This is a genomic window from Amycolatopsis roodepoortensis (assembly GCF_014873915.1).
GTDB lineage: Bacteria > Actinomycetota > Actinomycetes > Mycobacteriales > Pseudonocardiaceae > Amycolatopsis > Amycolatopsis roodepoortensis.
Map to the genome: position 1 here is coordinate 646,069 of NZ_JADBEJ010000004.1, position 13,335 is coordinate 659,403.

Below are 13,335 nucleotides of genomic sequence, written 5' to 3' on the forward strand. Positions count from 1 at the left end.
CCTTTCATCGCACGGGGCGGACGATCTTGACGGTGCCCCCGGCTATCGTCTTGTCCCGTGCCCTCCCGTGCTGATTTCCCCGGTGTCCTCGAACTCCTGACCCACGCGGTCGAGTCCGTGGGCGGTGCCGAGCGCGAGGGCCAGGTCAAGATGGCGGACGCCGTCGGCCGGGCCATCCGCACCGGCGAGCACCTGGCCGTCCAGGCGGGCACGGGCACCGGGAAGTCGTTGGCCTATCTCGTACCCGCGATCCGCCACGCGGTCGAGAAGGAGGCCACGGTCGTGGTCTCCACGGCCACCATCGCGCTGCAGCGCCAGCTCGTCGACAGGGATCTCCCCCGGCTGGCGAAGGCGCTGAAGAAGCCCCTCGGCCGCGAGCCCACCTTCGCGATCCTCAAGGGCCGCCGTAACTACCTCTGCCTCCACCGGCTCGATTCCGGCGCCCCGGACGAGCCGGAGGATCAGCAGCTGTTCGACCCGTTCGCCGTCTCCAGGCTGGGCAAGGAGGTCACCCGGCTGCGGGAATGGTCGTCCGACACCGAGACCGGCGATCGCGACGAGCTCGTCCCCGGCGTTTCGGACCAGGCGTGGCGCCAGGTGTCGGTCACGGCCAAGGAATGCCTTGGCGCCTCGCGCTGCCCCATCGGCACGGACTGTTTCGCCGAGCGGTCCCGCGCCGAGGCGGGCAAGGCCGACGTCGTGGTCACCAACCACGCGCTGCTGGCGATCGACGCGCTGCAGGGCTACCAGGTGCTCCCCGAGCACGACCTGGTGATCATCGACGAGGCGCACGACCTGGTGGATCGCGTGACCTCCGTGGCGACCGGCGAGCTGACCAGCGGCATGGTCTCCGCCGCCGCCCGGCGCTGCGGGAAACTGGTCGACGACGAGGTGGCCGACCAATTGCTGGAAGCGAGCGACGGGCTGGCCCTGATCCTCGACGACCTGCCGTCCGGCCGGATGGATTCGCTGCCGCAGGCCCTCACCGGCGCGATCCCCGCGGTCCGCGACGCCGCGCACCGCTGCCTCACCGCGCTCGGCAAGGATCGCAAGGAGGACGTCGACGAGGCCACCGCCCGCAAGCTGGCGCGGTCGCTGCTCGAAGAGGTCCACGACACCGCGGTCCGGCTCCTGGAGGCCTTCGACGACGACAAGGCGCATCAGCGCGACGTCGTCTGGCTGACCGGGGACCGCTTCTCCACGAACCCGCGCCCGCCCGCGCTGAAGGTCGCGCCGCTGGGTGTCGCCGGTCTGCTGCGCGAGCGTGTCTTCAACCAGCACACGACCGTCCTCACCTCGGCGACGCTGACCCTGGGCGGCACGTTCGACACCATGGCCCGCCAGTGGGGTCTCCCGCCCGGCGGTATGCGCGTCGAGAAGGCACCTGGCGCGGCGACGGACAAGGCAGCCCCCGCCGACAGTGACGACGCCGACGGCCCGAAGTGGACCGGCCTCGACGTCGGCTCCCCGTTCGACCACAAACGCAACGGCATCCTCTACCTGGCCAAACATCTGCCGCCGCCGGGCCGGGACGGGTTGCAGCCCTCGACCATGGACGAGCTGGCCGAGCTGATCGAGGCCGCGGGCGGGCGCACGCTCGGCCTGTTCTCGTCGATGCGCGCGGCGAAACAGGCCACCGAGGAGATGCGGGAGCGGCTCGACCTGCCGATCCTCTGCCAGGGTGACGACGCCACCGGCCTGCTGGTGCAGAAGTTCACCGAGGACGCGCGCACCTGCCTGTTCGGCACGCTTTCGCTGTGGCAGGGCGTCGACGTGCCCGGTCCGTCGCTCCAGCTCGTGGTGGTCGACAGGATCCCGTTCCCCCGCCCGGACGACCCGGTCTCCTCGGCCCGGCAACGGGCGGTGGAAGCCAGGGGCGGCAACGGTTTCCTGACCGTCGCTGCCACGCATGCGGCGCTGCTGCTCGCGCAGGGAACGGGACGGCTGCACCGTTCGGTCAGCGATCGCGGCGTCGTGGCGATCCTGGATTCGCGGCTGGCCACCGCCCGCTACGGCGGATTCCTGCGCGCCTCGCTGCCGCCGTTCTGGCCGACCATGGACCCGAAGGTCGCCCGCGACGCGCTACGCCGCCTCGACGCCGCCGCCCCGGCCTGAGTGGCCTGGAACACGGCCGAGTACCGTTAACGGAACGCCGAAGACAGGGAGAACCGGTTGTCCCACGAGTCGCCCAACGCACAATCCCGGACCGTCAGCGTCGATGACACCGGAGTGCGGCGCCAGCTCGCGGACGGCAGCGAGGAAGCCGTCACGTGGTCCGAGCTGTCCGCGGTGGTGGTCAGAGTGATCCCTGAAGGCCCGTGGAAGGAAGACGTCTTCTTCATGCTCGCCGGCGCCGACGGTAAGGGCACCGCGATCCCCAGCGGCGACCCGGCCGCCGACGCGCTGATCGAGCGGTTGCAGACGCTGCCCGGCTTCGACAACGAGAAGTTCATCGAGGCCATGACCACCGACGCCGACGAGGCGTACGTGGTCTGGAGCGCCGAAGGCCACCCCGCCAAACACTGACCCCGGCACCTCGTGAGTGGTAAGGACGGTTCTAACCGTCCTTACCACTCACGAGGTCGGGAAGCTCTCCGTGACCGGGATGCCCTTCTTCAGCGTCCGGCTCACCGTGCACAACCGCTCGATGGCACGGTCCACCGCCCCCGCGAGCGCCTCTCGATCCGCGGCGGGCAGCGAGGACACGTCGACGTCGAATGCCACGTGGACGGCGTCGAGCTCCGAAGCGCCTTCGCGCCGGTCCGCGGTCACGCCGACCCGGAACTTCGAGTCCTCCCCGATCCGGCGCGTGATGAGGTTCTCGGCGGTGACGGCCGAACAGCCCGCCGCCGCGATCTGCAGCAGTTCCGCGGGTGAGAAGGCGCCCTCGGCGCCCTTGCGGCCGATCACGACCTCGGCACCGCGTTCGTTGCGGCCGATGAAGCGGTGCTCACCGTCGCGCTGGACTTCCAAAGACACGGTTCTCCCTTTCAGAGTGGCGGCAGCCTGGGGGCGATCTCGCCGGCGAGCCGTTCCGCGGCCGGGCACATCTCGGGCGGCTGCTTGACCTTGTCCGCCACGTAGATCTCCACCGTCTCGATCATGGCACGACCGTCGCCGGTGAAGGTCCGGTGCGGGATCTCGGCCTGGCAAGCCTTCCACTCCGGCGCGACCTCCACGAAGGCTTCCCGCGATCCGAGAGCGACCCGTCTGCCGCCGTCCCCGAACGGTGCCCGTTCCCGTTCGAACCGGATCGTCACCTCCGTCTCGCGATGGTTCCAGTAGCACTCCCAGTTGCCGAAGACCGGATCCGGGGTGGCCGGGCCGCCGACGATCGCCTCCGGCAGGTCCGCGCCCAGCGCGCAGGCGTCCAGACTCCCGAGCGAACCGGCGGGGAAGGGAGCGGGACGCCGCTCGACCGGCTCCCGGTTCAGCACGCTCACCGCGTGCGTGGCCACCGGATCGACGTAATCGCACAGATGCGCGTGCCAGTTCCGGATGTGCCGGGCGTGCACCCACACCTGGTTGCCGTCCGGCAGCGGGATGCCGCGCGCGCATTTGTCCTCGGAGTCGCTCGGGATCTCGCGCACGATCAGCTTCCCCGGCACCGGCTTCTCCAGCAGCGGCGACGTCGGCGTCGTCAGTTCGAGGCGGACGTCGACGATGTCGTCCTCGTCGGGGCTCAAGCGCAGCCGGACACCACAGGAGTTGAAATTGCCGCGGGCGCTGTCCAGTTCGGGGGATCCGAGGTGGTTCAGCACGGACGGCTCCACCAGCGCGCAAGGATCCGCCGACCGCCGGTCACCGATCAGCTCGGACGGCGGGCCCGCCGCGATCGACGCCGGTTCCCTGGTGGCGTAGACCAAGCCCGCGGTCAGCACCAGTACCGCCGTGACGACGGCCATCGCGATGGCGCGCCTGGTCACCCGGAAACGCCGTACCCGCGCGGGAACGACGACGTCCGCGACCTCGGACAGCAGCTCGGCGGCGCGGACGGCGTCCGGCCGCCCGGCGGGTTTGCGCCGCAGCAGCTCCATCAGCGCGGGCGCCAGCGGTCCCGCCCGGCGGATCGGCTCCAGCGTGTACGACGTCGCCCGCCGGAGCTGGACGAACGGCCCGACGCTCGCGTCTCCCCACACCGACGTGCCCTCGACGGCGGCGAACAGGGTCGCGCCGAGCGAGAACACGTCCGCCGCAGCACCCGCCTGCCGTCCTTCGGCCATCTCCGGCGCGACGTAGCCGGGAGTCCCGACGTCGAGGCCGCCGCCGGTTCGGGTCACCTCCGCCCACTGCGCGATCCCGAGGTCGGTGAGTTTGGCCGTACCGTCGTCGGCCACCAGGACATTGCCCGGTTTGAGGTCGCGGTGGACCATGCCCTTTTCGTGCATCGCCGCGAGCGCGGCTGCGAGCTGGACACCGATCTTGGCCACCTTGCCGGGCGGCAGCGGCCCGTCGGAGTCGATGACGTCGGCGAGGCTGCGCGAGGGCAGGTACTCCATGACGAGCCAGCGGTCGTCGCCGTCGTTCACGGCGTCGAAGACGGTGACCACGTTCGGGTGATGCAGGCCCGCGCCGATCCGCGCCTCGCGCCGGATCTGGCCGCTGTCCCCGGCCTGCGAGCGTTTGAGAGCGACGACCCGGCCCAGGTCCAGATCGGTGGCACGCCAGACCACACCCATGCCCCCGGCGCCGATCCGCTCCTCCAAGCGATAGCGCCCGGCGATCAGCCGGTCACCCATGCGGGGAGTATAGGAGGCTAAGCCCTTTGGGCTATGACCGTGACTGTTCCGGGATCGACTTCGGTGAAACCGGCGTCCCGGACCGCGACGACACCGTCACGGCGCCACGAGCCTTCGGGATCCTCGACCGGGCAAAGCGCCTTCCAGATCGCGACCGGCGGCGTCCGCACCGAGCACCGGAAGCCGGTCTCGGCCCAGGCCGCCCGTTCGGCCTCGTCCAGCAGTGCGGCGAGGATCATCGTCGCGTGCCCGACCTGGGTCGCCCCCTTGCCGACGGTCATCGAGACCTCCGGGTTCAGCAGCAGCCGCGGGACACCGTCCGGTGTGGGACCCGGCTCGTCGGCCGGGAGTTCGCTCCCGGAGATCTGCAGCCGCGAGACCTCCTTCGGCGTCTCGACGACGCGGCAGGGAAGCAAGGCCCGCGCCTCGGCGCCGTCGACCTCGATCGTGATCCCCGGCAGTTCCTGGACCGCCCGCCAGTGCGCGCCGCGCGCCCGCCGGGCGACCTTGCGGATCCGGCCGTCGACCCACGCCTTGAGCGGCTCGTGCCATTCGCCTTCGGGCAAGGCGCGTTCGTCGAGGCAGACGGCGATCGCGGCGGCCGCGGCGGCCTCCAGCAACGCGGTGCGGGACGGCGGTTCGGCCCGTTCCATCCGCAGGATCACCGGCATGGCCCGGACCTCGGCGGGATCCTCGTCCGAGGTGTCTTCCGTGTCTTCGGCAGGCAGTCCCAGCCAGTACGCGTAGCGCGCGGCCAGCGGATCCAGGACGCTCATGGCCGGGAAAGCTCGAGACCGTCGGCCGCGTCGGCCGCCTCGATCTCGCCCCTGGTGACGCCGAGCAGGAACAGCACGGCGTCGAGGTACGGGTGGGAGAGCGCGGTGTCGGCGACCTCGCGCAGCGCGGGCTTCGCGTTGAAGGCGACACCCATCCCGGCGACCGACAGCATGTCGATGTCGTTCGCCCCGTCACCGACGGCGACGCACTGCTCCAGCGAGATCTCGTACTCCTCGGCGAACCGGCGCAGCGCCACCGCCTTGCCCGCGCGGTCGACGATGTCCCCGACCACCCGGCCGGTGAGCTTGCCGTCGACCACTTCGAGTTCGTTCGCGGCGGCGAAGTCGAGACCGAGGTCGTCCACGAGGGACTGGATGATCTTGGTGAACCCACCCGAAACGACGCCGCAACGGAAGCCCATGCGCTTCAGCGTGCGGATGGTCGTGCGCGCGCCCGGCGTGAGCTCGATGGACGCGGCGACCTCGTCGAGCACCGTCTCCGGAAGCCCCTCCAGCAGCGCGACCCGGCGCTCCAGCGACTCGCCGAAGTTCAGCTCGCCACGCATCGCGGCCTCGGTGATCTCGCGGACCTGCGGTTCGACGCCGGCGTGCGCGCCGAGCATCTCGATGACCTCACCCTGGATGAGCGTGGAGTCGACGTCGAAGACGACCAGGCGCTTGGCGCGACGGGCCAGCCCGGCCCGCTCGACCGAGATGTCGATCCCGGCCTCGACGGCGGCGTCCGCCAGCGCGGTGCGCAACGCGGCGTCGGCCTCCGGGGTGTCCTGGGCGAGCGAGGCGTACAGCTCCAGCCCGGTCACCGGGTAGTCGGCGACGCTGCGGATCGAGTCGATGTTGACGTCCAGCGCGGCGAGGCGGCGCGCGACGTCGGAGAACGCCCGCGCGGTCACCGGGCGGCCGAGCATCAGCAGCACATGCGTCGAGTCCTTCTGGCCGATGGCGAACGGGTCGGCGCCGATGGCCGAGCCGATCTTCACCTCGACCTCCATCCCGACCGACGCCATCGCCTGCTCGACGTATTCCTGCAGGCCCTCGGGGTCGCGGTACACGCCGGCGAGCACGCCGAGCACCAGCTGGCCGCGGATGACGACCTGCTCGACGTCGAGGACGTCGACGTCGTGGCGCGACAGCACGGCGAACAGCACCGAGGACACACCCGGCTTGTCGGGACCGGTGGTGGTGATGAGAACTGGTGTCTGCGTCACGGGGGTCAGTCTCCCTCAACCGGCGATGAAAAAGGCGCGTGCCTTGCCCCTGTGTGAGGCAAGGCACGCGCCGATTCCGCTTATCGGGTCACTTCTCGCTGGAGTTGTCCTTGGAGTGGTCACCCGGCATGGCCGCCTCGGTGAGCACCTGGGACGGCGCCCGGTGGGTGTTGACCTTCTGCTTCCCGAAGAAGCCGATCTCACCCTCCTTGTGGATGCGCTCGACCATATGCGGGTAGTGCAGCTCGAACGCCGGGCGCTCGGACCGGATCCGCGGCAGCTCGGTGAAGTTGTGCCGCGGCGGCGGGCAGGACGTCGCCCACTCGAGCGAGTTGCCGTAGCCCCACGGGTCGTCCACCGTGACGATCTCGCCGTACCGGTAGCTCTTGAAGACGTTCCAGATGAACGGCAGCGTCGAGGCACCGAGGATGTACGCGCCGATCGTGGAGATCGTGTTCAGCGTCGTGAACCCGTCGGACTGCAGGTAGTCCGCGTACCGGCGCGGCATGCCTTCGGCGCCGAGCCAGTGCTGCACCAGGAACGTGGCGTGGAAGCCGATGAACGTGGTCCAGAAGTGCCACTTGCCGAGCTTCTCGTCCATCATGCGGCCGGTGATCTTCGGGAACCAGAAGTAGATCCCGGCGAACGTGGCGAACACGATCGTGCCGTAGAGCACGTAGTGGAAGTGCGCGACGACGAAGTAACTGTCGGACACGTGGAAGTCGATCGCCGGCGCGGCCAGCATGATGCCGGTCAGACCGCCGAAGAGGAACGTGACGATGAAGCCCATCGAGAAGATCATCGGCGTCTCGAAGGACAGCTGGCCCTTCCACATCGTGCCGATCCAGTTGAAGAACTTCACGCCGGTCGGGACCGCGATCAGGAAGGTCATGAAGGAGAAGAACGGCAGCAGCACGGCGCCGGTCGCGTACATGTGGTGCGCCCACACGGCCACCGACAGCGCGGCGATCGCCAGCGTCGCCCAGACCAGGCCCTTGTAACCGAAGATCGGCTTGCGGCTGAAGACCGGGAAGATCTCCGACACGATCCCGAAGAACGGTAGGGCGACGATATAGACCTCTGGATGGCCGAAGAACCAGAACAGGTGCTGCCAGAGGATCACGCCGCCGTTCGCGGGGTCGAACACGTGCGCCCCGAGATGCCGGTCCGCCAGCAGGCCCATCAGCGCCGCGGTCAGGATCGGGAACGCCAGCAGGATCAGGATGCTGGTGACCAGGATGTTCCAGGTGAAGATCGGCATCCGGTACATCGTCATACCGGGGGCGCGCAGGCAGACCACCGTGGTGATCATGTTGACGCCACCGAGGATGGTGCCGAGACCGGACACGACCAGACCGGAGATCCACAGGTCGGCGCCGACGCCGGGCGAGTGGATGGCGTCCGACAGCGGGGTGTAGGCGAACCAGCCGAAGTCGGCGGCGCCACCCGGGGTCAGGAAGCCGGACATCACGATCAGGCCGCCGAAGAGGTACAGCCAGTACGAGAACGCGTTCAGCCGCGGGAAGGCGACGTCGGGCGAACCGATCTGCAGCGGCAGGATGAAGTTCGCGAAACCGAAGAGGATCGGCGTCGCGTACAGCAGCAGCATGATCGTGCCGTGCATGGTGAACAGCTGGTTGTACTGCTCCTGCGAAAGGAACTGCTGCCCGGGACGCGCCAGCTCGGAGCGGATCAGCATCGCCATCGCGCCGCCCACCATGAAGAAGGCGAACGACGTGACCAGGTACATGATGCCGATTTGCTTGTGGTCCGTCGTGCGGAACAACCGCAGCAGGTACGAACCCTTAACCGACTCGCGCGCGGGATACGGGCGCGTGGCGATCGGCTTGGGGGCTACGGCCGTCACTCCTGCCTCCAACACTCAAACCTTGTGGTGGTCAATTTGCGGTCGCCGGGCGGATTCGGGACCCACTCCGGCGGCTAGTGGGGATCGTAGCCCTCACTACCGACAGTCGCGCGCACCGGCTGGCAAGATCGCGCCGTGACCGACGAACACACCCGCGCGGGAGTGGCCGCGGCCGTCGCCGTCGGTGCCCGGTACGGGCTCCCGACCGGCGCCCCCGATGTCCTGCATTTCAAGTCAAACGTGCTGGTGAGACTGGGTCCGGTGGTGGCGCGGGTGCCCGGCACGACACGCTTCGCGCGGCCTTCGCCCGAAGACTGGCTCAGGCGCGACGTCGAGCTGTCGCGGTACCTCACGGAACGTGGTGTGCTCGTCGTCTCACCGACCACGGATCCCCCGGCAGGACCGCATTTCGCCGACGGTCTTCCGGTCACTCTCTGGCACTACACGCCGCACGAGCCGGGGCACAGGCTGTCGCCGCGCGAGGTGGCTCTTTCGCTCGCCCGGGTACACGACGCGCTCGCGGACTACCCCGGTGAACTGCCCGAACTCGGGCCGGTCCGCGAACTCCGGACGCTGCTCGACAGAAACGGTGCCCTCCTGGGCGGCATGGCACCCCGGTTGTACGACGAACTCGAGCGGGTGGCGGCCGCGCTGCCGGACACCGAGCCGCGGCCGCTGCACGGTGACGCCCATCGGGGGAACGTCGTCGCGACGGCGGCCGGACCGTGCTGGCTCGACTTCGAGGACACCTGGCGCGGGCCGCTCGGGTGGGACCTCGGCGTGCTGTTCGCGGAGGCCGGGCACGAGACTTTGGCCGCGTACCCGGCCGATGTGACGCCCGCGTCGCTGGAGCCGTTCATCGCGTTGCGGCGGTTGTTCGAGATCCCCTGGCGGTTCGTGATCGCGCAGCGGTTCCCGGAGCGGCTCCCTGAGGCCGAAGCCGCCCTAACGCACTACTTCTCCCGCATTTAGTCCTCTGAATGCGGTCCTTGCACGCGCAAGTACCGCATCGAGAGGACTAAACGCGGGAGATCAGGAGCTTCGCCGCCACGTCGGCGCCGTCCGTCCGCACTTCACCGCCGACCTGACGCGCCCGCTCGGCGATGCCGGGGCGCAGCACCTCGTCCAGAGCGAGCGTCAGCGCTTCGACGGAGGGCTCACCGGTGATCGACGTCCCCACCCCGAGTTCCCCGACCCGCTGCGCGAAGTACGGCTGATCGAACATCTGCGGGACGAGAACCTGCGGCACCCCGGCCCGCGTCGCGGCCGTCGTCGTGCCGGCGCCGCCGTGGTGCAGGACCGCGGCGACCCGTGGGAAGAGCGCCTGCTGGTTGACGTCCCCGATGGCGAAACAGTCGGGTTCGTCGTCGATCGGCGCCAGGTCCGTCCAGCCGCGGAACACGATCGCCCGCCGTCCGTGCGCCCGCGCCGACTCGATCATCGCCTTCGCGATCTCCTCGGGGGCGCGGATGCTCCCGAATCCGAAATAGACCGGGGGCTCACCGTCGTCGAGGAACGCCTCCAGCTCCGGGGACAACGGACTGTGGTCCGGCAGGATCCAGGCGCCGGTCTGGTGAACGTCGAGCGCCGACGGTCCCCGCCACGGCGCCAGCACCGGATCGGCGGCCAGCCACGGGGACTCGGTGAAGATATGCCCGCGGACGTCGTCGACCGGCGGGAGGCCGAGCTTTTCCCGCTGCGCGTTCAGCACGCCGCCCCATTGCCCGTTCCATCGTTCCGCGTCGTCGGCCCACAAGGCCGGGATGACGGCATCGGGATTCTTCGGCTCCCAGCCCGGGAAAACGGGCGGACGATGGTGCAGTGAAGGCAGCGTTATCGGGCAATAGGCGGTGAAGAAATAGGGAATCCCTTTCCGCTCGGCCACCGAATGGGCGGCGATGTTCAAGGCCATTCCCGCGACGACGGCGTCGCAGTCTTCGGCCACCTCCGGCATCGTCTCGAATTGCCCGACGACCATGGCCTCGGCCATCGCCCGCCGCCCCTCGGGTGTGGCCATCGCCTTGGTCATGGCGGAATCCGGCTTCGCGGTCGGCCGGAGTTCCGGCCCCAGCGGCGCGAAAGGAATCCCGAGACCTTCGGCCCAGCCGCGGAAATCGGGCGGTGCGCAAAGCCGGACATCCTGGCCGAGTTCCCGCAATCGCACCGCCAAGGCCACCAGCGGCTGCACCTCACCCCTCGTCCCGATAGTGGACAGGAGTACACGCATGGGAATCCCCCTTCGACAAAAACGTGAAGGCACGAATTGTGGACCGGGAATGGGGGCTTGCCGCAAGCCCCGGGGTCCGCTATACCTTGGAAGGGGCGAGGGAAATGGGCACTTACTTCTGCGGCCTCGTCATCTGTCGACGGAAGTACTCATGCGGCCTCGGCCTGCAGGGCGGGGCCGAGGAGAAGCCCACCGTCGATGACGTACTCCGACCCCGTGATGAACGACGCGTCCGAGGACGTGAGGAACAGGAGAAGCCGGGTGACATCGGCGGGCTCTCCCAGCCGGGGGATCGCGAACGGCTCGGGCGAGTAGAAATCGGCGATCGCCGCGGTGGCGCCGGCCGCCGGCTCTTGGATGAAGGGGGTCGCGATCACGCCGGGGTGGATGGTGTTCACCCGGATCTGGTCGCGGCCGAGCTCGAGTGCCGCGGTCTGAGTGAGGCCTCGCACAGCCCATTTGCCGGCGACGTACGGCGCGTAGTGAGCCGTGCCGCCCAGGCCCATGGTCGAGGCGATGTTGACGATGGCTCCCCCTGCCGCGCGGCGCAGAGCGGGGGCCGCGGCCTTGATGCCGAGGAAGGTCCCGGTGAGGTTGACGTCAAGGATGCGCGACCACGTGGCCTGGTCAGTGTTTTCGATCGTCGCAGGCGGATTCTGCACGCCCGCGTTGTTGACGAGCACGTTCAGGGCGCCGAAGGCGCTCTCGGCGGCCAGCACGGCGGCGGACCACGAGCTCTCGTCGGTGACGTCGAGACGGGCGAAACGAGCGCGGGTCCCCAGCTCGCCGGCGAGAGCGGCGCCGCGTTCGGCGTCGAGACCACCGATCACCACGTTCGCCCCTTCCGCGTGAAAGGCGCGCACGTGGCTCGAACCCTGGCCGCCGGTCCCACCGGTCACGAGCACGGTCTGATTGTCGAAGCGGGGCATCGAATGTTCCTTCGGTCCATTGGGGACGACCGCGATCACCAGTGATGGTGACTGACGGCCAGTGGTGAGCCGGTCGACTCACCATCCCTTCCGACACTAGGTTGGCAGCAGAGGAGAGTCAAGCCACTCACCTCGTATGCTGAACCCATGAGCGGGAGCGTGACGACGTACCACCAGCGGGTCGCCCAGGAAAAGCGAGCACTGATCGTGAAAGCGGCGACCGCACTGTTTCTCGAGCTGGGCTACGACCGGACGTCACTGGCCCGGATCGCGGAGAGTTCCGGCGTTTCGCGGGCCACCCTGTTCAAGCAGTTTCCGACCAAAGCCGCCCTGTTCGACGCGATCGTGACCGAGTCCTGGGCGACCGCCGACGAGGAGGCCCCTCCGCCGACAGGCGACGTCGTCGACGGGCTCGGCATCATCGGTCGCCGTTACGCCGAGCTGCTGGGCCGTGCCCAGATGACGGACCTGTTCAGGATCGTCATCGCCGAACTGCCGCGGTTCCCCGAGCTGGCCCATGCGCAGTTCTCGCACGGGAAGATGCCCTACTTCGAGTCCGTGCGCAGCTACCTCCTGGCCGAGCACGAGGCGGGAACGGTGCTGGTCGAGGACGTGGAGCTCGCGGCCACCCAGTTCCTGGGCATGATCTCCAACTACGTCTTCTGGCCGGCGCTCCTGGTGCCGGACTGGGCGGTGAGCGCCGAACGCGTCACCCAGGTGGTCGACGAGGCCGTCCGCACTTTCACCGCCCGGTATGCGACCCAAGGCCCGCGGCCGCGCCCTCGGCTGTGAGGGTTTCTTACGCCGGGTACCAGCCCAAGATCGCTTCGACGACCCCGGCTGGATCCTCCAGCGGCGTCAGATGCCCCGCCTCCGGCAGCACGACCAACGTCGCGTCCGGCAGCGTTTCCACTAGGGTGTTCGCCTCCGCCAGCGGAGTCAGGCCGTCCTCTTCGCCGACCACGACCAACGCCGGCACGTCCGCCGAACGCAGCGTTTCGAGCGAATCGGGCCGCGCCGCCATCGCGCGTGCCGCCCACGCCACGCCGGACGGCGGCTGCGTCGTAATCAGTTCGCGAAGCCGTTCGGCAACTTCCGGACGGGCCTTCTCGGCGAGCAATCCGGGCGTGACGGCTTCGGGCATCCAGGCGGTGCCTTCGGCTTCCACCCTGGCCGCGACGTCGTGCCGGGCCTGCGCGGCCTCGGGAGTGTCGGCCGTCGCCTTCGTGTCGATGAACACCAGGCCGCCCACCCGTTCCGGTGCCAAGCGCAGCACCGCCATCGTCAGGTAGCCGCCCATCGAGCAGCCACCGAGGACGACCTTGTCGAGGCCGAGCCGGTCGAGCAGCGCCACGACGTCGCGGGCGGCGTCGTCCAAATCCGGCTCCCGGTCGGTCTCCGGCAGCGGGCTGCGGCCGAGGCCGCGCTGGTCGGGGGTGATCAGCCGCAGGCGTTCCGAGAGCGGCGCGCGGACCGCGTCCCACATGCGGGCGTCGACGGGGAAGGCGTGCAGCAGTACCAGCGGGAGATCCTTCATGGCGATGATTCTGTCGCACCCTGGGGCTATCGTC

12 protein-coding genes are annotated in these 13,335 nt (G+C 69.4%); 4 read left to right on the top strand and 8 right to left on the bottom strand.

Translation table 11 applies throughout. The annotated features are described in order from the left end of the window. Positions 1 to 57 precede the first annotated feature (57 nt). Together H4W30_RS13680 and H4W30_RS13685 are read left to right on the top strand one after the other, a co-directional pair. On the top strand, positions 58 to 2,115 hold the full coding sequence (locus H4W30_RS13680) for an ATP-dependent DNA helicase (RefSeq protein WP_192743184.1): 2,058 nt from the start codon (positions 58 to 60) through the stop codon (positions 2,113 to 2,115). A gap of 57 nt (positions 2,116 to 2,172) precedes the next feature. Beyond that, complete coding sequence (locus H4W30_RS13685) at positions 2,173 to 2,526, top strand: hypothetical protein (RefSeq protein ID WP_126732697.1); 354 nt, start codon at positions 2,173 to 2,175, stop codon at positions 2,524 to 2,526. 48 nt (positions 2,527 to 2,574) lie between these two features. Here H4W30_RS13685 and H4W30_RS13690 read toward each other — a convergent pair whose 3' ends face one another. The 5 genes from H4W30_RS13690 to ctaD all read right to left on the bottom strand — a co-directional run bounded on the left by H4W30_RS13690 (position 2,575) and on the right by ctaD (position 8,608). Continuing rightward, positions 2,575 to 2,979 carry an OsmC family protein gene (locus tag H4W30_RS13690; protein ID WP_192743185.1) on the bottom strand — a complete coding sequence of 135 codons (405 nt, stop codon included), beginning with the start codon at positions 2,977 to 2,979 and terminating at the stop codon, positions 2,575 to 2,577. An 11-nt stretch (positions 2,980 to 2,990) separates the two neighbouring features. After that, positions 2,991 to 4,739 (bottom strand): serine/threonine-protein kinase, encoded by a 1,749-nt coding sequence (locus H4W30_RS13695; protein ID WP_192743186.1) that lies wholly within the window; start codon positions 4,737 to 4,739, stop codon positions 2,991 to 2,993. 17 nt (positions 4,740 to 4,756) lie between these two features. Beyond that, positions 4,757 to 5,515: a peptidyl-tRNA hydrolase gene (locus H4W30_RS13700; RefSeq protein ID WP_192743187.1), complete on the bottom strand. Its 759-nt coding sequence runs from the start codon at positions 5,513 to 5,515 to the stop codon at positions 4,757 to 4,759. Then, positions 5,512 to 6,741, bottom strand: coding sequence for a phosphoserine phosphatase SerB (serB, locus tag H4W30_RS13705; RefSeq protein WP_192743188.1), 1,230 nt, complete (start codon positions 6,739 to 6,741; stop codon positions 5,512 to 5,514). Before serB ends, H4W30_RS13700 begins: the two co-directional genes overlap by 4 nt. Before the next feature lie 88 nt (positions 6,742 to 6,829). Next, positions 6,830 to 8,608, bottom strand: a complete 1,779-nt coding sequence (ctaD, locus tag H4W30_RS13710) for an aa3-type cytochrome oxidase subunit I (protein ID WP_034308844.1) — start codon at positions 8,606 to 8,608, stop codon at positions 6,830 to 6,832. 135 nt (positions 8,609 to 8,743) lie between these two features. Here ctaD and H4W30_RS13715 point away from each other — a divergent pair, with 135 nt between their 5' ends. Continuing rightward, positions 8,744 to 9,580: a phosphotransferase gene (locus tag H4W30_RS13715; RefSeq protein WP_192743189.1), complete on the top strand. Its 837-nt coding sequence runs from the start codon at positions 8,744 to 8,746 to the stop codon at positions 9,578 to 9,580. Between the two features lie 46 nt (positions 9,581 to 9,626). Here H4W30_RS13715 and H4W30_RS13720 read toward each other — a convergent pair whose 3' ends face one another. Together H4W30_RS13720 and H4W30_RS13725 are read right to left on the bottom strand one after the other, a co-directional pair. Next, complete coding sequence (locus H4W30_RS13720; protein WP_192743190.1) at positions 9,627 to 10,835, bottom strand: glycosyltransferase; 1,209 nt, start codon at positions 10,833 to 10,835, stop codon at positions 9,627 to 9,629. Between the two features lie 149 nt (positions 10,836 to 10,984). Next, positions 10,985 to 11,764: an SDR family oxidoreductase gene (locus H4W30_RS13725; protein WP_192743191.1), complete on the bottom strand. Its 780-nt coding sequence runs from the start codon at positions 11,762 to 11,764 to the stop codon at positions 10,985 to 10,987. A 147-nt stretch (positions 11,765 to 11,911) separates the two neighbouring features. On the opposite strand from H4W30_RS13725, the gene H4W30_RS13730 reads away from it, so the two are divergent. Further along, entirely contained in the window at positions 11,912 to 12,556 is a 645-nt protein-coding gene (locus H4W30_RS13730; RefSeq protein ID WP_192743192.1) for a TetR/AcrR family transcriptional regulator, read from the top strand. Positions 12,557 to 12,563: 7 nt separating this feature from the next. On the opposite strand, the gene H4W30_RS13735 is transcribed toward H4W30_RS13730, so the two are convergent. Further along, positions 12,564 to 13,301: an alpha/beta fold hydrolase gene (locus H4W30_RS13735; RefSeq protein ID WP_192743193.1), complete on the bottom strand. Its 738-nt coding sequence runs from the start codon at positions 13,299 to 13,301 to the stop codon at positions 12,564 to 12,566. Between the last annotated feature and the right edge of the window lie 34 nt (positions 13,302 to 13,335).

Excerpts from the sequence above, each read along its gene's own strand:
- H4W30_RS13695 (WP_192743186.1), bottom strand. The coding sequence starts at position 4,739 with ATGGGTGACCGGCTGATCGCCGGGCGCTATCGCTTGGAGGAGCGGATC.
- H4W30_RS13700 (WP_192743187.1), bottom strand. The coding sequence starts at position 5,515 with ATGAGCGTCCTGGATCCGCTGGCCGCGCGCTACGCGTACTGGCTGGGA.
- H4W30_RS13720 (WP_192743190.1), bottom strand. The coding sequence starts at position 10,835 with ATGCGTGTACTCCTGTCCACTATCGGGACGAGGGGTGAGGTGCAGCCG.
- H4W30_RS13725 (WP_192743191.1), bottom strand. The coding sequence starts at position 11,764 with ATGCCCCGCTTCGACAATCAGACCGTGCTCGTGACCGGTGGGACCGGC.
- H4W30_RS13730 (WP_192743192.1), top strand. The coding sequence starts at position 11,912 with ATGAGCGGGAGCGTGACGACGTACCACCAGCGGGTCGCCCAGGAAAAG.
- H4W30_RS13735 (WP_192743193.1), bottom strand. The coding sequence starts at position 13,301 with ATGAAGGATCTCCCGCTGGTACTGCTGCACGCCTTCCCCGTCGACGCC.